The 22,609-nt window shown below is 63.4% G+C and carries 19 protein-coding genes; 12 read left to right on the top strand and 7 right to left on the bottom strand.

The genetic code is table 11. The features are described 5' to 3' along the window. The first annotated feature begins 7 nt into the window (after positions 1–7). The gene (locus tag GA829_RS06460; RefSeq protein ID WP_195177714.1) at positions 8–1,057 is read left to right on the top strand and encodes an aldo/keto reductase; all 1,050 of its coding nucleotides are present in this window, start codon (positions 8–10) and stop codon (positions 1,055–1,057) included. A 54-nt stretch (positions 1,058–1,111) separates the two neighbouring features. On the opposite strand, the gene GA829_RS06455 is transcribed toward GA829_RS06460, so the two are convergent. Next, the gene (locus tag GA829_RS06455) at positions 1,112–2,020 is read right to left on the bottom strand and encodes a LysR family transcriptional regulator (RefSeq protein ID WP_195177713.1); all 909 of its coding nucleotides are present in this window, start codon (positions 2,018–2,020) and stop codon (positions 1,112–1,114) included. A 115-nt stretch (positions 2,021–2,135) separates the two neighbouring features. Here GA829_RS06455 and GA829_RS06450 point away from each other — a divergent pair, with 115 nt between their 5' ends. From GA829_RS06450 to GA829_RS06440, 3 genes are read left to right on the top strand one after another with little or no spacing between them, the layout of a single operon-like run. Next, on the top strand, positions 2,136–3,329 hold the full coding sequence (locus GA829_RS06450; RefSeq protein WP_195179542.1) for an MFS transporter: 1,194 nt from the start codon (positions 2,136–2,138) through the stop codon (positions 3,327–3,329). A gap of 59 nt (positions 3,330–3,388) precedes the next feature. Then, positions 3,389–4,654: an SGNH/GDSL hydrolase family protein gene (locus GA829_RS06445; RefSeq protein WP_195177712.1), complete on the top strand. Its 1,266-nt coding sequence runs from the start codon at positions 3,389–3,391 to the stop codon at positions 4,652–4,654. A 50-nt stretch (positions 4,655–4,704) separates the two neighbouring features. Next, positions 4,705–5,739 carry an aldo/keto reductase gene (locus GA829_RS06440; RefSeq protein ID WP_195177711.1) on the top strand — a complete coding sequence of 345 codons (1,035 nt, stop codon included), beginning with the start codon at positions 4,705–4,707 and terminating at the stop codon, positions 5,737–5,739. 158 nt (positions 5,740–5,897) lie between these two features. Here the strand turns inward: GA829_RS06440 and GA829_RS06435 are convergent, their stop codons facing one another. Further along, positions 5,898–6,170, bottom strand: coding sequence for an usg protein (locus GA829_RS06435; RefSeq protein ID WP_195177710.1), 273 nt, complete (start codon positions 6,168–6,170; stop codon positions 5,898–5,900). Positions 6,171–6,487: 317 nt separating this feature from the next. Here GA829_RS06435 and acs point away from each other — a divergent pair, with 317 nt between their 5' ends. Further along, positions 6,488–8,443, top strand: coding sequence for an acetate--CoA ligase (gene acs / locus GA829_RS06430; protein ID WP_195177709.1), 1,956 nt, complete (start codon positions 6,488–6,490; stop codon positions 8,441–8,443). Positions 8,444–8,751: 308 nt separating this feature from the next. After that, a complete protein-coding gene (locus GA829_RS06425; RefSeq protein ID WP_195177708.1) occupies positions 8,752–9,570 on the top strand; it encodes a sugar phosphate isomerase/epimerase family protein in 819 nt (272 codons plus the stop codon). Positions 9,571–9,661: 91 nt separating this feature from the next. On the opposite strand, the gene GA829_RS06420 is transcribed toward GA829_RS06425, so the two are convergent. The 3 genes from GA829_RS06420 to GA829_RS06410 form a co-directional block, all read right to left on the bottom strand. Continuing rightward, complete coding sequence (locus GA829_RS06420; protein WP_195177707.1) at positions 9,662–10,924, bottom strand: SAM-dependent methyltransferase; 1,263 nt, start codon at positions 10,922–10,924, stop codon at positions 9,662–9,664. Between the two features lie 454 nt (positions 10,925–11,378). Further along, positions 11,379–12,740 (bottom strand): pilus assembly protein, encoded by a 1,362-nt coding sequence (locus GA829_RS06415; RefSeq protein WP_195177706.1) that lies wholly within the window; start codon positions 12,738–12,740, stop codon positions 11,379–11,381. Positions 12,741–13,399: 659 nt separating this feature from the next. Next, positions 13,400–14,269, bottom strand: a complete 870-nt coding sequence (locus tag GA829_RS06410; protein WP_195177705.1) for a transglutaminase-like domain-containing protein — start codon at positions 14,267–14,269, stop codon at positions 13,400–13,402. Between the two features lie 164 nt (positions 14,270–14,433). On the opposite strand from GA829_RS06410, the gene GA829_RS06405 reads away from it, so the two are divergent. After that, a complete protein-coding gene (locus GA829_RS06405) occupies positions 14,434–15,105 on the top strand; it encodes an HAD-IA family hydrolase (protein WP_195177704.1) in 672 nt (223 codons plus the stop codon). A 12-nt stretch (positions 15,106–15,117) separates the two neighbouring features. Here the strand turns inward: GA829_RS06405 and GA829_RS06400 are convergent, their stop codons facing one another. Beyond that, complete coding sequence (locus GA829_RS06400) at positions 15,118–15,339, bottom strand: DUF1674 domain-containing protein (RefSeq protein ID WP_195177703.1); 222 nt, start codon at positions 15,337–15,339, stop codon at positions 15,118–15,120. A gap of 105 nt (positions 15,340–15,444) precedes the next feature. On the opposite strand from GA829_RS06400, the gene htpX reads away from it, so the two are divergent. The 3 genes from htpX (at position 15,445) to GA829_RS06385 (ending at position 19,785) form a co-directional block, all read left to right on the top strand. Continuing rightward, a complete protein-coding gene (gene htpX, locus GA829_RS06395) occupies positions 15,445–16,470 on the top strand; it encodes a zinc metalloprotease HtpX (RefSeq protein WP_195177702.1) in 1,026 nt (341 codons plus the stop codon). A 2-nt stretch (positions 16,471–16,472) separates the two neighbouring features. Continuing rightward, entirely contained in the window at positions 16,473–17,855 is a 1,383-nt protein-coding gene (locus GA829_RS06390) for an RsmB/NOP family class I SAM-dependent RNA methyltransferase (protein ID WP_374940388.1), read from the top strand. A 205-nt stretch (positions 17,856–18,060) separates the two neighbouring features. After that, on the top strand, positions 18,061–19,785 hold the full coding sequence (locus GA829_RS06385) for a heparinase II/III family protein (RefSeq protein WP_195177700.1): 1,725 nt from the start codon (positions 18,061–18,063) through the stop codon (positions 19,783–19,785). Positions 19,786–19,821: 36 nt separating this feature from the next. Here the strand turns inward: GA829_RS06385 and GA829_RS06380 are convergent, their stop codons facing one another. Beyond that, positions 19,822–20,457 carry a DUF2239 family protein gene (locus GA829_RS06380; protein WP_195177699.1) on the bottom strand — a complete coding sequence of 212 codons (636 nt, stop codon included), beginning with the start codon at positions 20,455–20,457 and terminating at the stop codon, positions 19,822–19,824. Between the two features lie 119 nt (positions 20,458–20,576). Between GA829_RS06380 and GA829_RS06375 the strand changes: the two genes are divergently transcribed. Together GA829_RS06375 and purH are read left to right on the top strand one after the other, a co-directional pair. Next, entirely contained in the window at positions 20,577–20,906 is a 330-nt protein-coding gene (locus GA829_RS06375; protein ID WP_195177698.1) for a GIY-YIG nuclease family protein, read from the top strand. Positions 20,907–20,980: 74 nt separating this feature from the next. Then, on the top strand, positions 20,981–22,597 hold the full coding sequence (gene purH / locus GA829_RS06370) for a bifunctional phosphoribosylaminoimidazolecarboxamide formyltransferase/IMP cyclohydrolase (RefSeq protein WP_195177697.1): 1,617 nt from the start codon (positions 20,981–20,983) through the stop codon (positions 22,595–22,597). The last annotated feature ends 12 nt before the right edge of the window (positions 22,598–22,609 follow it).

Below are 22,609 nucleotides of genomic sequence, written 5' to 3'. Positions count from 1 at the left end.
CTTCACCATGCGCTACAATCAGCTTGGAAACACGGGGATGTTCGTCTCCGAACTTTGCCTCGGCACCATGACCTTCGGCGCCGCCGGGCAAAATGCCCAATGGGGCTTGATAGCCAGTCTCGACCAGAAAGGCGTCGACGAGATCGTCGGCCACTCGATCGCTGCCGGCGTCAATTTCTTCGACACGGCGGACGTCTACTCTTTCGGCGAGTCGGAACGCCTGCTCGGCCAGTCGCTGAGGAACCTCGGCGTCAACAGGCAGAACGTGGTCATTGCCACCAAGGCTCACGGCGCCATGGGCGAAGGCCCGAACCAGCGCGGCTCCTCGCGCGGCCACATCATGGATTCGGTCGACGCCAGCCTGGAGCGGCTGCAGCTTGACCATATCGACCTCTACCAGTTGCATGGCACGGACACAGTGACGCCGATCGACGAAACCTTGCGGGCGCTCGACGATCTCGTCGCCAGCGGCAAGGTGCGTTACGTCGGCGTCTCGAACTGGGCGGCGTGGCGGATCGCCAAGGCGCTCGGCATCGCCGACCGCAAGGGCTTTGCCCGTTTCGAGACCGTCCAGTCCTATTATTCGATCGCCGGCCGCGACCTCGAGCGTGAGATCGTGCCGCTGCTCAACGAGGAAAAGCTTGGGCTGATGGTCTGGTCGCCGATGGCCGGCGGCTTGCTTTCAGGCAAATACGGCCCCGGCGCGCCGGGCAATGGCGAAGGCCGCCGCGCCAGCTTCAACTTCCCTCCGGTCAACGAAGACCGCGCCTGGGCGGCCGTTGCCGTCATGCGCGAGATTGCCAGGAAGCACGATGTCAGCGTCGCCACCGTGGCGCTCGGCTATGTCCTGGCAAAGCCCTTCGTCATGAGCGTCATCATCGGCGCCAGCCGGATGGAACAACTCGAACAGAACCTTGCCGCAACCCAGGTGAAACTCGACACTGACGATCTCGTCCGTCTCGACGCGGTCAGCGCCTTGCCGGCGGAATATCCCGGCTGGATGCTGGAACGCCAGGCGGCGGGCCGGCGCCCGGCTCCGTTCACGCCGAAAGCATAATTGCCTGTCAGACACAGGTATCTCGGGAGCCGGGCGGTTCTCGAGATACCCGCCTCAGATCAGCCGTGCGTTTTCAGCCAGAAAGTCGAGAAAGGCGCGCACCCGCGCCGGCAAGTGCCGGCCCTGCCCGACATAGACGGCATGGGTCGCCTCCTCATCGCCGGGATTGAAAGCCTCGAGCAGCGGCACCAGCCGACCGGCGGCAATGTCGGACGCGACATGCCAGCGCGCCAGCCTTGAGATGCCTGCCCCGGCCAGCGTCATCAGCCGCATCGCCTCACCGTCGCTGACCAGAGTATTCCCGGTGATCGGCACGATGATGGTGTTGCCGGCCTCGTCGTGAAACGGCCAGCCATCGACATGCCGCACGAAACCGAAGCCCATGCGGTTATGATGTTCGAGATCGGCGGGAATGCGAGGCACGCCATGCGCCTCGAGATAGGATGGCGCGGCAACGACGACGACCGGGCTTTGCCCGAGCTTGCGCGCCACCAGTCGCGACTCGCCAAGCGGCCCGGCGCGGATGGCAATGTCGGCACGCTCCTGCATCAGGTCGATGACGCTGTCGGTCAGCACCAGGTCGACCGAAATTTCCGTGTAGCGTTTGAGGAACCGCGGCATCAGCGGGATCAGCCGATGCACCCCGAACGGGACATAGGTGTTGACCCGCAGCCGTCCGCGTGGCGCGGCACCCGCAGCAGCCTCACGCTCGGCCGCTGCCATGTCGGCCAGGATGCGCAGGCCGCTGTCGTAGAAAGCCGTCCCTTCCGGCGTGAGCTGCAGCCGGCGTGTCGAGCGGCTGACCAGCCGCGCGCCGAGCCTCGCCTCCAGCCGCGCGATCAGCTTGCTGACCGCCGATGGCGTCATGCGCAGTTCGCGCGCCGCGGCCGAAAAACTGCCCGTCGCGGCAACGCGAGTAAACACTTCGATCTCGCCGGAGCGGTTGATGTCAGGCCTGGCCATCTGTGAATCTATTTCACAGAAAGTATGCCTGAGACAAGTCTGGTTCACAGTGCGTGGCGGCACGATCTTCCGGGTCAGGGCGCGGATGGCGCTCGTCGCCGAAGTGGAAACCCCGATGCCCCTTGCTCTCTACGCCCTCGCAGCCGGTGCCTTTGGCATCGGCGTCACCGAATTCGTCATCATGGGCCTGCTCATCGATGTCAGCAAAGACCTCGGCGTCTCGATCTCCGCCGCCGGCCAGCTGATTTCAGGCTATGCGCTCGGCGTCGTCATCGGCGCGCCCCTGCTGACCATCGCGACCGGCAACTGGCCACGCAAGACCGTGCTGCTTGCGCTGATGGCGATCTTCACGCTTGGCAATCTCGCCTGTGCGCTGGCGCCCGACTACTGGACGCTGATGGGCGCCCGCATCATCACCGCCTTTGCCCATGGCACTTTCTTCGGCGTCGGCTCCGTCGTCGCCACCGGGCTGGTCGCACCCAACAGGAAGGCCTCGGCGATCGCGCTGATGTTCACAGGCCTGACCATCGCCAATATCCTCGGCGTCCCCTTCGGCACCTGGCTCGGCCAGGCCTTCGGCTGGCGGGCGACCTTCTGGGCGGTAACGCTTGTCGGCCTAGCGGCCTTCGCCGTCATCTTGCTTCTGGTGCCGCGCAGCCGGACGGCGCCCGAGAAGAGCGACCTGAGCGCCGATCTCGCCGTGCTTCGCCGCACGCCTGTCCTGCTCGGTCTCGCCACCACCGTGCTTGGCTATGCCGGCGTCTTCGCCGTATTCACCTACATCGCACCCGTGCTCACGGAGATCAGCGGCTTCAGCGAAGCAGCCGTATCGCCGATCCTGCTCGTCTTCGGCGGCGGGCTCATCGCCGGCAATTTGCTCGGTGGCAAGGTTGCCGACCGCTGGCTGGTGCCAGCCGTTCTCGGCAGCCTCGTGGTGCTGGCACTGGTGCTCGGCACCATGACCTTCGCTGTCCACAATCAGGTGATGGCGGTCATCTATGTCGGGCTGCTTGGCGCCGCCGCTTTCGCCACCGTGGCGCCGTTGCAGATGTGGGTGCTGGAAAAGGCGCAAGGCGCTGGCCAGAGCCTCGCCTCGTCCTTCAACATCGCCGCCTTCAATCTCGGCAATGCCGCCGGCGCCTGGCTTGGCGGCGCGGTCATCGCCCACGGTCTCGGCCTCGGTGCACTCACCTGGGTCGCAGCCTTGCTGCCACTCGCGGCACTCGCCGTGGCGGGACTGGCGCTGCATTTGGACAGGCAAGAAGAGCGGCTGATCCCGGCAGCTGCCGGACCCGCCTCGATAGAGTAACGGCCGCGCAGATCCACCCTCGAAAGACCCGAACGCAGACCCCGAGAGGAGAGACCGTCATGATGAATTCAGTTCGCCATACCCTTGCAGCCAAACACCTGACACTCATTGCCCTCGCCTTGGTGGCCTCGTTGGCGGCCGGCCCGGCCTCGTCAGGCGAAAAACCAGCCTGGGTCGGCACCTGGCTCGCCAGCTCCCAGCCGACATGGGGACCCGACTTCGCCTTGCCGGTGAAGATCGCACCGCAACTTGAGAACCAGACCATTCGCCAGACGGCCAGGATCAGTGTTGGCGGCAAGCGGTTCCGCATCGTTCTTTCAAACGAGTATGCGAATGTGCCGATAGACATCGGCGAAGCTCACGCGGCGATCGCCGGCGAGGGTTCGAAAATCATCGCCGGCACGGATCGCATACTGACCTTCGGCGGCGAGGCGAAAGCAACAATCCCCGCCGGCGCGCCTTTGATCAGCGACCCGGTGGATCTGCCTCTCGACGCCTTGAGCAGCCTCTCGGTCTCCATATATCTGCCACAGGCAACGCCGATCTCCACCTTCCATTGGGACGGCAAGCAGACCGCCTATATCGGCAGCGGCAATCAGACGGCCTCGGAGACTGTGACCTCCGCGCAGACCACCGACGCCCGCATCCTGCTCAACGAAATCCTCATCGATACTCGCGAAAATGATGGCGCCGTCATCGCCATCGGCGATTCAATCACCGACGGCAATGGCGCCTCGCTGGACGCCGACAACCGGTGGCCAGACCTGCTGGCCGAGCGCCTCGCGCCAATGCGCATGGCAGTGTTGAACGCGGGCATTTCGGGCGCAAGGCTGCTGAGTGATGCCATGGGCGTAAAGGCATCGGCGCGCTTTGGCCGCGACGTGCTGGCGCAGCCGGGCGCGAAGGCGGTGGTCGTGTTGATCGGCATCAACGACATCAGCTGGCCCGGCACGCCCTTCGTCACGGAAAAAACACTTCCCACGCTTTCCGCGCTCACCGACGGGTATCTGCAACTCGCCGCCCAGGCGCATGCCCACAATCTCATCATCATCGGCGGCACATTGACACCCTTCGAGGGAGCGCTGAGCGGCACCCCGCTCGACAGCTACTACACGCCTGAGAAGGAAGCCCTGCGCCAGAAGGTCAACACCTGGATCAGGACCAGCGGCGCCTTCGATGCGGTGGCCGACTTTGACCTGCTGCTCCGCGATCCCGCGCATCCGACACGCCTGCTCCCGGAATTCGATTCCGGCGACCACCTGCATCCCGGCGGCAAGGGCAACCGGGCAATGGCTGAAGCCGTCAGCCTGTTGATCAAGAACTGAGTGGCCCAGCACCACCTGATTTCACCATTCGCGATTGAAAGGACAAGACCATGGACTATCGACGTCTCGGCGCATCGGGCCTGAAGGTACCGGCGCTCTCATTCGGCGCCGGAACCTTCGGCGGCTCCGGCCCGCTGTTCGGTGCCTGGGGCAACAGCGACGCGCAAGAGGCGCGGCGGCTGATCGACATTTGTCTCGAAGCCGGCGTCAACCTGTTCGACACCGCCGACGTCTATTCGAATGGTGCTTCCGAACAGGTGCTTGGCGAAGCCATCCAGGGCCGCCGCGACGATGTGTTGATCTCGACCAAAACCTCTTTGCCCATGGGCGACGGGCCGAAGGACTACGGCTCCTCGCGCTCGCGCCTGATCAGGGCCGTTGAAGACGCGCTCAAGCGCCTCGGCACCGACTACATCGACCTGTTGCAACTGCATGCCTTCGATGCCTCAACCCCGATCGAGGAAGTGCTGTCGGCGCTGGACGATCTCGTGCGCGCCGGCAAGCTGCGCTATGTCGGCGTCTCCAACTTCTCCGGCTGGCAAGTGATGAAGTCGCTGGCGGAAGCCGACAGGCACGGCTACCCGCGCTACGTTGCGCATCAGGTCTACTATTCGCTGGTCGGACGCGACTATGAGTGGGAATTGATGCCGCTCGGCCTCGACCAGGGCGTCGGCGCACTGGTGTGGAGCCCGCTTGGCTGGGGCCGCCTGACCGGCAAGATCCGCCGTGGTCAGCCAGTGCCGGAGAAGAGCCGGCTGCACGACACGGCAAGCTTTGGGCCGCCTGTCGAGGACGAGCATCTGTACCGGGTTGTCGACGCACTCGACGCGGTGGCGCAGGAGACTGGCAAGACCGTGCCGCAGATCGCCATCAACTGGCTGCTGCAGCGCCCGACCGTCTCTTCCGTCATCATCGGCGCCCGCAACGAGGAGCAGTTGCGCCAGAACCTCGGCGCGGTTGGCTGGGCACTGACATCGGATCAGATCGTCAGGCTCGACGCGGCAAGCAAGGTGACCGCGCCCTATCCCTACTTCCCCTACCACCGCCAGGAAGGCTTCGCCCGGCTCAACCCGCCGGCGGTCTGACCGTCGCCATTGGACCAGGGTGTGTTGAGATTCAGGTCAGGCCGCGCCGAGAATGGTGGCTTCCGAGAACCGGAGCGGAGCGTACTTTTCGTACGTGAGCACCGGAAGCGCAGGAAGCCGCCTTTCGCAGGCCGGCATCACCTGAATATCGGCACGCCCTAGTGCAGCACGAATTCGCCGTCCACCTTGCGCCATTCATTCGGCGCGATCAGCTTCTGGTGCGTGTAGCACACTGAATGCAGCGGGCCCTCGAGCTTGGCCTTCCAGAACTCGATGAACTTGATCAGCACCGGAAATTTCGGTGCGAGGTCGTAGTCCTGCCAGATGAAGCTCTGCAGCAGATGCGGGTGGTCTGGGAAATGATAGAGAATCTTGGCCGTGGTCAGGCCGTATCCCCTGAGCATCAGTTCCATTTCGGAATGGTCGCGCATTGCGATCCCCTCGCGTTGAGTCTCCTTTCCTCCCAACGACAGAGTGTGCGCGCCGTTGCTTAACCGTCTATTGATTTTTTCTTCATCAAGGACCGGTTTAAGACGCGAAAACATGGCGTTAGCAGCGGCTGTGGCCGAGTGCTGATAGCGGCCGGGGCCCGCGCATGCGGCATCGCGCCGCGCAAAGCGGATCGAACCCAATGTCTAATATTGCCGTCGCGGCTGAACTGTTAATAATGCGCCCGAATTCGCGGCCGCTTCGCCGCGATGCCGCCGGCGGTCAAGCCGGCCGCGTGGTTCGGGAGGAAAGTGCAGAAATGTCCGAGGTTCATGTCCACCGCGTCCAGCCGGCGTGGAAGAAAAACGCGCTGATCGACAACGACACCTACCTGAAATGGTATGCTGACAGCGTCAAGAACCCGGACAAGTTCTGGGCCAAGCACGGCAAGCGGATCGACTGGTTCAAGCCCTACAGCAAGGTCAAGAACACCTCCTTCGACGGCAAGGTCTCGATCAAATGGTTCGAGGACGGCCAGACCAACGTCTCCTACAATTGCATCGACCGGCACCTGAAGAAGCGCGGCAACCAGACCGCGATCATCTGGGAAGGCGACAATCCCTACGACGACAAGAAGGTCACCTATAACGAGCTCTACGAGCACGTCTGCCGGCTTGCCAATGTGATGAAGAAGCACGGCGTCAAGAAGGGCGACCGCGTCACCATCTACATGCCGATGATTCCGGAGGCAGCCTATGCGATGCTGGCCTGCACGCGTATCGGCGCCATCCATTCGATCGTCTTCGGCGGCTTTTCTCCGGATGCGCTTGCCGGCCGCATCGTCGACTGCGAGTCGACTTTTGTCATCACCGCCGACGAGGGCCTGCGCGGCGGCAAGCCGATCCCGCTGAAGGAGAACACCGACAAGGCCATCGACATCGCCGCCAAGCACCATGTGACGGTCAAGAACGTCGTTGTCGTGCGCCGCACCGGCGGCAAGATCGGCTGGGCTGCGGGCCGCGACGTCTGGTATCACGACGAGGTCGCGACGGTTAAAGCCGAGTGCAAGCCGGAGAAGATGAAGGCGGAGGATCCGCTGTTCATCCTCTACACCTCCGGCTCGACCGGCAAGCCGAAGGGTGTGCTGCACACCACCGCCGGCTATCTCGTCTACGCCTCGATGACCCACCAGTATGTCTTCGACTACCATGACGGCGATATCTACTGGTGCACCGCCGATGTCGGCTGGGTCACCGGCCACAGCTACATCGTCTACGGGCCGCTCGCCAACGGCGCCACCACGCTGATGTTCGAGGGCGTGCCCAACTACCCCTCGCAGTCGCGTTTCTGGGAAGTCATCGACAAGCACAAGGTCAACATCTTCTACACCGCGCCGACCGCGCTGCGTGCCCTGATGGGCGCCGGCGACGCGCATGTCACCAAGACATCGCGCAAATCGCTGCGGGTGCTGGGGTCGGTCGGCGAGCCGATCAACCCGGAAGCCTGGGAGTGGTATTTCAACGTCGTCGGCAACGGCAAGGTGCCGATCGTCGACACCTGGTGGCAGACCGAGACCGGCGGGATCCTGATCACACCGCTGCCTGGCGCGACCGACCTGAAGGCCGGATCTGCGACCCGGCCCTTCTTCGGCATCAAGCCGGAGCTGGTCGATGGCGAGGGCAAGGTGCTGGAAGGGGCAGCCGATGGCAATCTCTGCATCACCGATTCCTGGCCCGGCCAGATGCGCACCGTCTACGGCGACCATGAGCGCTTCATCCAGACCTATTTCTCCACCTACAAAGGCAAGTACTTCACCGGCGACGGCTGCCGCCGCGACGCTGACGGCTATTACTGGATCACCGGCCGCGTCGATGACGTCATCAACGTTTCCGGCCACCGCATGGGCACGGCGGAAGTGGAATCGGCGCTGGTCAGCCACGACAAGGTTTCGGAAGCCGCCGTCGTTGGCTATCCTCACGACATCAAGGGCCAGGGCATCTATTGCTATGTCACCCTGATGGCCGGCCAGCAGCCGAGCGAGGAGCTTCGCAAGGAACTCATCGCCCATGTCCGCAAGGAGATCGGCGCCATCGCCTCGCCCGACAAGGTCCAGTTCGCGCCGGGCCTGCCAAAAACCCGCTCAGGCAAGATCATGCGCCGCATCCTGCGCAAGATCGCCGAGGACGATTTCTCGGCGCTCGGCGACACCTCGACGCTCGCCGATCCGGCTGTCGTCGACGACCTGATCGCCAACCGGCAGAACAAGAAGGCCTGACGCGGTCTCCCGCGTCCGCAGGCTCCACCGCACAACGCAATCGCTATCCGGCGCGTTCGCTCGCTGGGTAGCGCTTCGCTGTCATCGCGGGTCGGGCCGGGCCGTATCAACAGCAATCGATTGCTCAGCCTTGCCTGGCTTCCCGAGCATCGGAGCGCTCACCCTCAGCATGGCCCGGGCGGCCTCTGCGGAAATCTCTTCGCGCCTGTAATACGCATGACAGAAAGCGGCGCCATACAATCCCGGCGCGACCCTCCCCGTCGCGTTGTCCAGCAAGTTTCAAATCCAATCAATCAATCGGAGCACCAATGACGTCCCTGCCCATTCTTGGCGCTGCCATGACCCTCGACGATCTCGAAATCCATCGCGGCTGGCTTCTCGAAAAGCAGCGTGACTTGGAATTGCAGAGCTTCGTTGATGCCGAGGTTCTGAACGGCGATTGGGCGCCACTTGCCGCCCGCACCAGGAAGCTTCTCGACGGCCACGAAGGCCGGCTCGGGATTCATGGGCCTTTCTGGGGTTTCACCATCGCATCGCAGGACCCTGAGATCCGCGACGTGGTCAGCAAACGCCTGTTGCAAGGCATGGATGTCTGCGCCGCCATCGGCGCAACGCATATGGTAATTCACAGCCCCTATACGACCTGGTCCTACAACAACCTCGACAACAATCGCGGCGAGCGCGAAAAAATCATCGAATACACCCACATGACGTTGCGCGACGCCGTGCGGCGGGCCGAGGACATCGGCTGCACCATGGTCATCGAGAACATCGAGGATAAGGACCCGCATATCCGCGTGGCATTGGCCGACAGTTTCAATTCCCCGGCCGTCGCCGTGTCGATCGATACCGGCCATGCCTATTACGCGCATGGCTCGACCGGCGCTCCGCCGGTCGATTACTATGTCCACGCTGCCGGCAACCAATTGCGGCACATCCATCTGCAGGATGCCGACGGCTATGCCGATCGCCACTGGAGCCTCGGCGAAGGCACGATCCAATGGCGCTCCGTCTTTGCCGCGCTGGCCAAGCTCGAAAGCAATCCACGCCTGATCATCGAGATCAAGGACAAGTCGAAAATCCCTGCTTCGGCGGCCCACATCATCTCACTCGGCCTCGCCGAGTGAGATGATGGCGGGCGGCATGCCGCAAGTGCCGCTCGCCCTTGTTGCAATTCTCAATGCTTTGCCGAATGCGTTGGGAACCGGGTGCCCGGCGTTAACGGTAAAGGTCCGCCCGCGTCGGCGGCAGTCCACTCAGGCCTCGCGCCCGCTTGGTGACGACGGTCTGGAAAATCTGCGCCGAGGCGCGTTCGAAAGTGATCGAGCAGCCGGTGAGATAGAGTAGCCAGAGCCGCGCCCTGGGCTCACCCACCTCGGCGATCGCTTCGTCGAACCGCGCACGCAGCCGCTCGGCCCACAACCGGCAGGTACGGGCGTAGTGCTCGCGTAAATTCTCGACGTCGTGGACAAGGAAGCCATGCGCTTCGAGATTGCCGAGCGTCATGCCGATCGTGTCGACCTCGCCGCCCGGGAAAATGTATTTGATCAGCGCCTTGTATTCGGCCCCCTTGCGCAAGGTCTTCTTCCTGTCGCCCTTGCCACGCCGTGTGATGGCGTGGTGCAGGTAGATGCCGCCCGGCTTGAGCAGGCGGTGGATGGTGGAGAAGTAGGTCGCGTGGTTGGCGAGACCCACCGCTTCAAACATGCCGATTGACGAGATCTTGTCGTAGCTGCCGTCGAGTTCGGTATAGGACTTGATGTCGATGGTGATCCTGCCCTCAAGACCCTCGGCACGGATGCGCTCGCGCGCCAGCCGGGTCTGCTCCTCCGACAGCGACACGCCATGGCCGATGACGCCATGGTGCTTGGCGGCATAGATCAGCATCGCTCCCCAGCCGCAGCCGATGTCGAGCAGCCGGTCGCCCGGCTTCAGCCTGAGCTTGCGGCAGATATGTTCGAGCTTGTCGGTCTGCGCCTGATCGATGTCGTTGGCGAAGTCGGTGAAATAGGCGCAGGTGTAGACCATGCGCTCGTCGAGGAAGAGCCGGTAGAACGCGTTCGAGATGTCGTAATGATGCTGGATGGCTTGCTTGTTCGAGCCGCTGACGAAGGGATTTTGCCCGGCAAGATCGGCCCGTTGTGTCATCCGCCTTCGCGAGAACAGCACCGCCGGCAGGTCGCGCAGCATCGCCAGCTTTGGCAAGGCCTTGAACCGCAGCTTGCCCTTTGAAGGCAACGCGTAGACATCGAACAGCGACCCGCCTTCCACGTCGATCGTCTTGGCAATCCACATTTCGACCAGTGTCGAGAATTGCGGCCGGCGGACCAATTGCCAAACGATGTCCTGATCGTTGATGGCAAGCACCGGGCCGCTGGCGGGGCCAATCCGCTCGCCGGTCCACAGCCTGACCGCGAAACCGGGCTTCAGTGCCTGGACGACCGTCCGGACGATGCGTGCTGCTTTGTCGGCTGCATCCATATTTCCTCCCCACGGGTCGATTGTCCGCGGCCCGAAGTGTGATTTTGGCTGTTTGGCCGGCCAGCCGCAACCCACTCCGCGATATCGCTCGCCATCCAGCGAGAATCGGCGAACAGCCTGCTCCGCGCCAGGCAACTGTTTCAATCAGGGCACACCAGGGCGGCATTGATATGCCGCGGCGGGCAGGCCCGGACAGTCGCTCTTGCCAAAGCGAGCGAAACACCCCACCTTGAGCATGTGTTCAACAAATCGAAAGGAGGTGATCCGATGTCGAGTGATTTCGTTTTCCAGAACGTGGCCTCAGCGGATTGCACTTTCGGGAAGCAGTCTTCCCGTTAAGGCGCGAGATGCGCGGCGGGTGACCCAACGGTCATCGCCATGGGCCGCGCCACGGACGGAAACACGGAAGGCCGCCGGCTTCGAAAGAAGCGGCGGCCTTTTCCTTTTCTGGAACTTACTTTGTAAGCGCCAGGGTTTCGATGTTTCGCGCAATGGTCTGAAAGGCTGAGTCCAGCTCGCCGCCATTGGCCGCCTGATAAAAATGCTTGACCGAGCCAGTGTCGGGATTGGCGCAATCCTGCAACGTTGTGACTGCATTCGCCTCGTCGAGTTTAAAGCCGATCGTGAATATCTCGATGCCCTTGGCACGCATGGCGGCGCAGAGCTTCTTTGCCGCCGTGCGGGTCGGCTCCTTGCCTGCGCTATTGTAGACATCGCTGGCGTCAGTGGCGTCGAAATAGGACAGGTTGAACTCGCCATCGGTCATCAGAATCGCGTATTTCGCGACCTTCTTCGGATCCATCTTGGCTGGCCGCTCCGAGGCCTTCATCACGCTGCCCCAGTTTTCCGAGAGCATGTACCAGGCCCATTGCACGCCGACATGTCCGGCGGTGCCGCCCGATGCGACAAGGTTCTTGATGACGTTCTTGAGCGCGGCGGGGTCGGCCGTCAACGGCACAAGGGTCGCGACCGGGCAGGCGGCGGTGCCGGAATCCTTGGCAAATTGCGACAGCCAGAAATCCCGATTGACCATGCTGGAGGCCGGGCCTGCGTCGGAATACTGGTCCGCGCCCTTACGTTCGGTGGCGCAGTTGCCGTAGCTCGCGGAGACGGACGCTGGTTGCGCACTGGCGTTGCCCGGCGCCTGCTTGCGCTGGCTGACGTTTGTTTCGACATAGACGCTACTGGCGGCAAGCGCACCGGCATTGACCGAGTTGGCGTAAGGCACGATGGACACGCGCACGCGCGGTTTGCTCGGATCCTGGTTGCCTATGAAACTGTCCACCGCATTGCTTGCGGCCGTCCTCAGGTCCTTGATCTTTTGACCCGCCATTGAGCCGGTGACGTCGAGCATCATGGCCACCTCGATCGTCTTGTCCGAATAGAGCGACGTCGTGGAGGCCGTGACACGTTGCTTGTCGCCCAAGCCGAAAATCGGAAAATACAAGGCGACGTCGACATGAACGTCCGCCTGGACAGTATTGGCCGTCTTGTCGAGCGTCAGCTTGTCGAGAACGATCTGATTGGCCTCCAGTATGCCCGCGGTGCTGTTGGCGTCGAGAAAATTCTGTACCGATTTGTTGGCGTCGGTTTCCTTGATGACGCCGGTCGTCAGATCACGCGCTGTCGACGTCACCGCGGCATCGACAACGCCCTGCAGGCTCGATCTGGCATTGTAGAGCTGGGACACGTTGACGGAGAAGCCAGCCCCCAGCGCCAAGACCGAGGCAGCAAGCCCGAACAGAACCGCGAAATTTCCACCGCTATGTCTGGCGAACCCGCCGACCGTGTGAACAAGACCCCCGTAATTTCGCATTCTTCAGTCTCCGCATGCCTCGGCCTCGTCGCCGTCAGGGTCAATGCAGGATTCCAGCCGGATATGCCGCCGATCCGGCCAAGGTCGGGGTCGCCAGCCTCAAAGGGTTGTTTTTGTTGGTTTTCACTGAACAAGAAGGTGAACTATTGGTAAACGCCATAACGCGTTCTCGCCCGCGTTTACCTGTCACTCACCATACCCAGACTGAGGCGTTCGTCCGGCGTCAGGCAACGTCTTGTTACGGCACAGGGTGCCTGTGCCGTAGTCGATCAGTTGTCCCAGGATTGCTGGCGTCCTTGGCTGGCAGAATATCGATGGGTGTGCAGTTGCGGCGTCGCCATTTTGCATGAAAGTGGCTTATGACTGCGCGAATTAGCTACATCATCAGCGCATTGATTGGCGCCACGCTGGGTGAAATTATTGGTTATAGCGCATCGACGTTCATATCCGGCGTCCGATTCAATTACTGCATTGGCCACCCACTCTTGCACACGTAGGCCCTTCACGGCGCTGTTCTTGGTATGGGGATGGGCTGGGCGATCCTTTATATCAGGGAAGTGACTCAACGCTGACGTTGGTCACCCGAAATGAGCTCTCGTGTGCAACGCTTAGCCTTGCAAAGCCCTCTCAGGTCGACCTCCCCTGAATATCAAAGGGCCCTAGGCGAGCATCTGAGCGCTGACCGTCCGGTCGATGCCGTGATAGGGCGGGTTGAACAGGTTGCCCTCCTGCTCGTAGGTCCAGACCTTGAACAGGCTGAGCCGATGCGGGCCGAAACTGTGCAGCAGCGGCACGTCTGTGGCGTCGCGTCCGCGCGCGATGACCACGCGGCCCACTCTCGGCGTGTTGTGGCGAGCGTCAAACGTGTACCATTTGCCGTCGAGGAACACTTCCATCCATGCCGAAAAATCCATCGGCGCCGGGTCGACCGGCACGGCGATGTCGCCGAGATAGCCATTCACATAGCGGGCCGGGATGTTCATGCAGCGGCAAAGTGTGATCGCCAGATGGGCGAAGTCGCGGCAGACGCCAACCCGCTCTTCATGCGCCTGCGCCGCCGTGCGCGTCGGACGTGCATAGCCATAACCGAAGGACAGGCGGTTGTGGACATAGTCGACGATCGCCTGAACCCGCGCCCAGCCGGACGGCAGGTGGCCGAAAAGTTGCCAGGCCAGCCCACTCAGATGATCCGTTTCGCAATAGCGGCTGCCTAGGAGATAGCCGAGAACTTCGTCCGGCAAGTCCGCCACCGGCACTTCCCTGGCCAATGTATTGACAGCGTCAGTCTCGCCGCTGTCCTCGATAACAGCATCATAGAGAATGCGAAATCCGCCGGCGGGCGCAGTGAAGCGGCGGCAGGCATTGCCGTGAAGGTCATGATAGACGGTGGCCGGGACCGAGGGCGACGTCAGCACCCGCGTCTGCCGCTTGATATCGGCCTGCCGGTCCTTATGGATGTCGAGCAGCGAAATCACCGGGGTAGCTTCGGTGCATTCGATGGCGATTTCATAGCCGAGCCGGATCAGCATCGCGGTCCCCTTTCGATTGTCGCGGAAAGCAGTTTCGGTCAAACGTCGTAGGGCTGCCGTGGTTCCCTGGCTCGATTGAAAAGGCCGGCTCGCCCTTTCCATACCGATCCCCGAACGATACTTTCGGCCGACGCGTCAGGCGCCCCCGGCAATCAAGGAAACTCATGTTCGCTGGCAGAAAATTCGCGGCCTTCCTGTTCGATATGGACGGCACGTTGCTCAATTCGATCGCCGCCGCCGAGCGTGTTTGGACCGCATGGGCGATCCGGCATGGCCTCGACGTGGCGGCTTTCCTGCCGACGATGCATGGCATAAGGGCGATCGAGACCGTCCGCCGCCTGGCGCTTCCGGGCGTCGACCCCCAGCATGAGGCGGACGAGATTTCCCGCGCCGAAATCGCCGACGTCGAGGGCATCCACGCCCTTGCGGGCGCCGCGGCTTTCCTGGCTTCGTTGCCGCCGCGGCGCTGGGCGATCGTCACCTCATCGCCGCGCGCGCTGGCCCTGCGGCGGATCGAGGCGGTTGGCATTCCGCTTCCAGCCACGATGATTACCGGCGAGGACGTGCTGCATGGCAAGCCGGCGCCCGACTGTTTTCGGCTGGGCGCCGAGCGGCTCGGCTTCGATCCACGCGACTGCCTGGTTTTCGAGGATGCGGTTCCCGGCATCGAGGCGGCCGAGGCGGCTGGCGCCACGGTGGCCGTGGTCACCGCGACACATCAGCACAAGATGGACACGTCGCACGCCACGATCTTCGACTACAGCAACCTGCGCGCCGTGACAGATGCGCAGGGCCGCGTTGGCCTGGAGCGGATGCAAAGCGCGGCGGCTTCCTAGACTTCTCGGCTTCTAGAAATCGCTGGTCAGGCCTTTGACCTCCCAGTCGCCGTAGCGGCCAGGCTCCTTGCCGCCACGGCCGCCGATCTCCTTCGGCAGCGCGGCTTCGTGCTGGCGATAATCCGCGCGCCGTGCCTCGGCTTCCGCCAGCGCGCGGCGAGCCTCCGGTGTCAGCGCCTTTTGCGGTGCCTCGTTGTCGACACCGGCGGCGGTTTTACTGGTTTCGTCGTTCATGCGATATTCCCGGCGGATTGAAACAGGAACTGGCGTTTCCCATCATATAGCGATGACCTCGCAAGGATCGACCCCTATTCGCCATCCTCTGAACAGGAGCCGACGATGAATACCATCCGCACCGCCATGCTTCTCGCCGTGATGACCGCGTTGTTCATGGGCGTTGGCTTCCTCATCGGCGGCACCGGCGGCATGATGATCGCGCTGGTCGTCGCCGCCGGCACCAACCTGTTCAGCTACTGGAATGCCGACAAGATGGTGCTGTCGATGAACCGCGCCGTTGAGGTCGACGCCAACAACGCGCCCGAATATTACGCGATCGTACAGGGCCTCGCCCAGCGCGCCGGCCTGCCGATGCCCAGGACATACCTGATCGACAATCCGCAGCCGAACGCCTTCGCCACCGGGCGCAACCCGCAAAACGCGGCGGTCGCAGCTTCCACCGGCCTGCTGCAGGCGCTCACGCATGAGGAGGTCGCTGCCGTGATGGCGCACGAACTCGCCCATGTGCAGCATCGCGACACCTTGACTATGACGATGGTCGCCACCCTTGCCGGCGCGATCTCGATGCTCGGCAATTTCGCCTTCTTCTTCGGCGGCAACCGCGACAACAACAACAATAAGTTCGGCTTTGTCGGCGTGCTGGTGGCCATGATCGTTGCGCCTTTCGCCGCCATGATCGTGCAGATGGCGGTCAGTCGCACCCGCGAGTACGAGGCCGACCGGCGCGGCGCCGAAATCTGTGGACACCCGCTCTGGCTCGCATCGGCGCTTGACAAGATCGCCTGTGGCGCCGAACGCATCCGCAACCCCGATGCCGAGCGCAATCCGGCAACCGCCCACCTCTTCATCATCAATCCTCTTTCCGGCGAGCGCATGGACAATCTGTTTTCCACCCACCCCAGCACCGACAACCGCATCGCCGCCTTGCAGGCGATGGCGCGCGACATGGCCGGCAACAACAGCCAGGCCGCCTCGCGCCGGGCCCCGGCGCCACGGCAGGCGGACATGCAGCAGCCGTCCGGACCGTGGGGCCAGGCAGCACAGCCCGAGCAGCCGGCACAGGCAGAGAAGCCGAAGCCCAATCCATGGGGGCGCAATCCGACCGGGCCCAAAGGCCGGTGGTCGTGAGCATGGCGGACAAGGCGCCACGACGCACGGGTTCTGGCGATAACCAGCACAAAGACGACGGTGAATTCGTTGCCGGCCTGGCAGCGCGCAAGGCGGCCGCGCGCCTGCTGGCCGCCGTCATTGACGCCAGAACGCCGCTCGACGGGCTGACCGACCACGAGAACGGCCATCCGCAGTACAAGGCGCTCGATCTGCGCGACCGTGGCCTGGTTAGGGCCATACTCGTCACCGCCTTGCGCTACCGCATGACCATATCAGGGCTGCTGGCGCGGCGCCTGGAAAAGCCACTGCCGCCCAACGCCACGGCGCTGTCGCACATATTGCATGTCGCGGCGGCGCAGATCCTGTTCCTCGACATTCCAGACAGCGCCGCCGTCGACCTTGCCGTGACCCACGCCAAGTCCGATCCGCGCACGGTGCGTTTTTCCGGCCTCGTCAACGGCGTCTTGCGCACGCTTGCGCGCGTCAAGGAGACGGAATTGCCTGCGGCCCTGGCTGCCACCGATGAAGCGCCCAAATGGTTTTCCGACCGGCTGAAGGCCACCTATGGCGCGGCCAGGGCCGGAGAGATCCTTTCCGCGCATCGTCATGAGGCGCCGGTCGATTTCTCTGCCAAGGCCGACCCGGAACTCTGGGCCGAGCGGCTTGGCGGCTTCGTCCTGCCAACCGGCACAATCCGGGTGGAAAAACTGGCTGGTGCCGTGACCGAACTGCCAGGCTTCGCCGAGGGCGCATGGTGGGTTCAGGATGCAGCAGCCAGTCTTCCGGCACGGCTGTTCGGCGACATCAAGGGATTGCGTGTTGCCGATCTCTGCGCCGCCCCTGGCGGCAAGACAGCGCAGCTCATTCTCGCCGGCGCCAGGGTCACAGCCGTCGATACCTCGAAGAACCGGCTCGCGCGGCTGACGCAGAACCTCGAAAGGCTCGGCCTGCCAGCCGACATCGTCCAGGCCGATTTGCTCAAGTACCAGCCGGAAGAGCTGTTCGACGCCGTGCTTCTCGACGCGCCCTGCTCGTCGACCGGCACGGTACGCCGGCATCCTGATGTGCCGTGGACAAAGACGCCGGCCGATGTCGAAAAGCTCGCCGACCTGCAGCGGCGGTTGCTGGCCCGCGCCGTGACGCTGGTCAAGCCCGGCGGCAGGATCGTCTTTTCCAATTGTTCGCTCGATCCGATCGAAGGCGAAGACCTGCATCGCGCCTTCCTCAAGCAGACGAAGCTGGTCGCCGACGATCCGCTGCGGCAAGGCGAGATCGAAGGCATCGATCCCTTCCTGACGCCACAAGGCACGCTGCGCACGACGCCCGCCGATCTGGACCAGGGTTCGCCCGAGCGCTCCGGCCTCGACGGCTTCTTCGCTGCCCGGATGCGCAGAGCCGGCTAAATGCCCGCGGCTGCAAAGCAGAGCCCGGCTACAAGGAAATGGCTTGCCCCCTAGCAAATGCGTTAACCGCAAGGAGTTGCTGACTTTTTTGGGGAGCATCGCGGTCAAATCAGGGTGAACCACCCTGGCTTCATGGAATACGCCTTCGCATAAGTTCTTGAATCATATAAACTTGCCCCGGGGTATAGGACGATGAGGAGGGGTTTTGGCACTCGCGGCCGGCAGCACGACGCGTCTATGGACGCTTGTCGCGAAGGAGTTCTGGCGCAAGACGCGCCGGCGCCTGCGTGCTGGGCCAATCTATCGTTGGCGCTATTCCGGCCGCACACCCGAGCGCGTCCTGATCGCACCGCCGGACCTGCGTCTGGCCGATCCGCAGATCGCGCTTGAGATCTACTACGGCCGCTATCCCCTGTCGGGACACCTGGTCGAGACCGGCGGCAAGTCACCTTTCCAGATCAACGTGCCCAATCGCGGTTGGCAAAAGACGCTGCATGGCTTTCGCTGGCTGCGTCACATGCGCGCCGCCGGCACGGAACTGGCCGCGGCCAATGCCCGCGCCCTGGTTTCCGACTGGATCGCCATGCATGGCAGCCATATTTCCGGCATCGCCTGGGAGCCCGGCACGACCGCCAAGCGCATCATCGCCTGGCTGCAGCATTCCTCCGTGGTGCTGCAGGGCGCCGAGTTTCCGTTCTACCGCGCCTTCCTGAAATCGCTGGCCGTGCAGATCCGCTATCTCAGGTCGATGGCGCGCGAAATGCCTGATGGCAAGGACAGGCTGCGCGCCCGCATCGCGCTGGCCTTCGCTGCCCTGTCGCTGCCGGCACCGGCATCGGCGCTGCGTGGTGCGACCCGACACCTTGCTGATGAACTCGACCGCCAGATCCTGCCGGATGGCGGCCATATCTCGCGCAATCCGATGGCGGTGCTGGAAATCCTCGCCGACCTTTTGCCGCTGCGCCAGACCTATGCCAACCAGGCGGAAACGCCGCCGCAAGCACTGATCGGCGCCATCGACCGGATGCTGCCGGCGCTGCGCTTCTTCCGCCACCAGGATGGCAGCCTTGCCCGCTTCAACGGCATGGGCGCAACCATCCATGACCGCATCGCCACCATCCTGCGTCACGACGACACCGCCGGCGCGCCTCTGCTGCACGCGCCGCATTCCGGCTATGAACGCCTGTCGATGGGCGGTGTGACTGTGATCGCCGACACCGGGCTGCCGCCGCCGGTCGACGTCTCCAATGCGGCGCACGCCGGCTGTCTGGCCTTCGAGCTGTCGTCGGGCCGCCAGCACTACATCGTCAATGCCGGCATCGACACCTATGGCGCCGCTGAATTCCGGCCGCTGGCCCGCGCCACCGCCGCGCACTCGACCGCCACGATCAACGACACGTCTTCGGCGCGCTTCAGCCATTCGCTGCGGGTCAACGACCTGCTCGGCACACCACTGATCGGCGGCCCCCAGCATGTCCAGTGCAAGCGTATCGACCAGAAGGGCGTGCAGGGTTTCATCGCCCGCCATGACGGCTATGCCGCGCGCTTCGGCTTTTTGCATGAGCGCGAGATGAAGCTGTCGACGAATGGAAACGTGCTGACCGGCAGGGACCGGTTCCAACGGCCGGGTGGCGCGGCAGTCCGCAACAATGGCCGCGATTTCATCACCGTGCGCTTCCATATCCATCCCGACATCAACCTGTTCCAGGATGAACACGATCGCCTGGTGCTGACGGCCGACGAGGCCGACACCTGGGTGTTTACCTCAAGTGAGGTGGCCGCCGAGGTCGAGGAATCCATCTATTTCGCCGGGCTCGGCGGTCCGCGCCGCAGCCGGCAGATCGTGCTTGCCTTCAAGGCATCGGACGTATCCGAGGTCCACTGGCAGCTGACGCGGACAACCATCGCTGGTTATCTCGAAAACAACTGAGCGGCTGCCGAAAGCTGGCCTTTCCGCCCCGGGGGGTTAAGCCTTCGGCGGTGAAAGCCCGGGCGCCGCGAGCTTCAATGCATAAGCCCTTATGTCGGCTGGCCATGGCTCGGTCCGCCGCTCGAACCGCTGCTCGTCACCCGCGAACAGGGCCCGAACCGCCTCCTCGAATCCCGGCAGATTGCCGGCCGTGGCCGACATGAAGCGGTAGGCCGCTTCGCGGGCCGTTCGCATCAGGCCTTGCCCGGCGCCCGAACGCCGTTTCTCGTCCACAAGACGGCGCAATGCCTGGGATGCGCCACCCGGCTGCGAAGCCAGCCATTCCCATTGCCTTGGCAACAGCGTGACCTCGCGTGCCACGACGCCAAGCTTGGGCCTGCCACGCACGCGCGCATCGGCCCCGCTCCTGCCGCGTGACGGCCGTGGCGCTGTTTCGGACACCGTCTCCCGTGGGTCGTCCGACGCGGCGAGCCGGCCAGCGATCTCGGCGTCGGATCCACGCAGGTCCAGATCGACAACCGCGCCCGTCGCGTCATCGAAGACCAGTATCGGCGCCAGATCGGCTCGCGGCTTCTTTGATCTTATGGCCAATGCGACGTCGATCAGCGCTCCCGTCAAGAGCACGGAATTGCCTTCGAAAGCTGTGTAGCGTCTGCCGGACGGCTCGGACATCATGGCTCCAACCTGATCCAACCTTCCTATCTCGCATCGCCAGTTCTGTCAATTTTACCCGGGTAAAATTGACAGAACTGGCGATCTTGTCTACAGGCTCGCGGCAGAGAGGTTGGCAAATGAAGACAACAGACAGGAAGGCTGCCCTTGCCGCCTACAAGAAGCGCAAGGTTGCCGCCGGCATATATGCCTTGCACTTCGATGGGACCGACCAGAAGTGGGTCGGCTACACGCCGGATTTGAGCAAGCTGCAAAACCGGTTTCGGTTTACGCTGGGGCTAGGCAGCCATCCTTCAAGGGACCTGCAGGCAGCTTGGAACAACCGCGGCGCCAGTGACCTGATTTTCGAGGAACTGGAGCAATTCGACGCCGACGAGGCGCCGGCGGGAGCAGCGCTCCAGGCACGTCTGGCGCAATGGCGTGGCGAATTGAACGCCTTACCCGCCTGACCGCCGTTTGATTTCCCGGCGTCATGTGCTACGGCGCGGGCATCCTCCACACCAGCCGTGAAAGGCCGCCAGCCATGGCCGTCGCCGCCAAGAACATTCCAGCTCCCGATCTCGTTCCGGTCCGCCGCGCGCTGCTTTCCGTTTTCGACAAGACCGGACTGATCGATTTCGCCCGCGCGCTGGCGGCAGCGGGTGTCGAGCTGGTCTCGACCGGTGGTACGGCCAAGGCAATTGCCGAGGCTGGCCTCGCCGTTCGCGACGTCTCCGAACTCACCGGCTTTCCCGAGATCATGGACGGCCGGGTCAAGACCTTGCACCCGTCCGTGCATGGCGCGCTGCTTGGCGTGCGTGACGATCCCGAACATGCCGCGGCGATGCACAAGCACAAGATCGAGCCGATCGACCTGCTGGTTTCCAACCTTTATCCGTTCGAAGAGGTCCACCGCTCCGGCGCCGACTACGCATCGATTGTCGAGAACATCGACATCGGCGGCCCGGCGATGATCCGCGCTTCGGCCAAGAACCACGCCTATGTCGCCATCGTCACCGACCCGCAGGACTATGCTTCGGTGCTCAACGCGCTGGAGATGAACCTCGGCTCGCTGTCGCTGGATTTCCGCAAGAAGCTGGCCGCCAAGGCCTTTGCCCGCACCGCCACCTATGACACGGCGATCTCGGGCTGGTTCGCCGAGGCGCTGGAAATCGAACACCCGACCTGGCGCGCCTTCGGCGGCAGGCTGGACTCGGTGATGCGCTACGGTGAAAACCCGCACCAGGGCGCTGGCTTCTATGTCAACGGCGACAAGCGGCCGGGTGTCGCGACAGCGCGCCAGCTGCAGGGCAAGCAACTGTCCTACAACAACATCAACGACACCGACGCCGCCTTCGAACTGGCCGGTGAGTTCGACCCGGCACGTTGCGCCGCTGTCGCCATCATCAAGCATGCCAACCCCTGCGGCGTCGCCGAAGCCACGTCGCTGAAGGCAGCCTATGCCAAGGCGCTGGCCTGCGACCCCGTCTCGGCCTTTGGCGGCATCATCGCCATGAACCGCGCGCTCGACGCCGAGGCTGCCGAGGAGATCGTCAAGACCTTCACCGAAGTCATCATCGCGCCTGACGCGTCGGAAGAAGCGATGCGCATCGTCGCCGCGAAGAAGAACCTGCGCTTGCTGGTTACCGGCGGCTTGCCCGATCCGCGCGCCGCCGGCACCACGGTCAAGTCCGTCGCCGGGGGCCTGCTTGTCCAGTCACGTGACAATGCGGTGATCGACGATCTCGAACTGAAAGTCGTGACCAAACGCGCGCCGACTCCGGCTGAGATGGCGGACCTGAGATTCGCCTTCCGCATTGCCAAGCATGTCAAATCGAACGCCATCGTCTACGCCAGGGACGGCGCTACCGTCGGCATCGGCGCTGGCCAGATGAGCCGGGTCGATTCCTCGCGCATCGCCGCTCGCAAGGCGCTCGACGCGGCTGAGACGGCAGGTCTGGCGGAGCCGCTGACCAAGGGCTCGGTTGTTGCCTCCGACGCCTTCTTCCCCTTCGCCGATGGTCTCTTGTCGGCGATCGCCGCCGGCGCCACAGCCGTCATCCAGCCGGGCGGCTCGATGAACGACAAGGATGTCATCGCCGCCGCCGATGAACATGGCATCGCCATGGTATTTACCGGCGTGAGACATTTCAGGCATTAAACGCCCTGCGCG

It is taken from the genome of Mesorhizobium sp. INR15 (genome assembly GCF_015500075.1).
GTDB lineage: Bacteria > Pseudomonadota > Alphaproteobacteria > Rhizobiales > Rhizobiaceae > Mesorhizobium.
The sequence above is the reverse complement of the archived record's forward strand: the minus strand, read 5'-3'. Positions and strand labels throughout refer to the sequence as shown.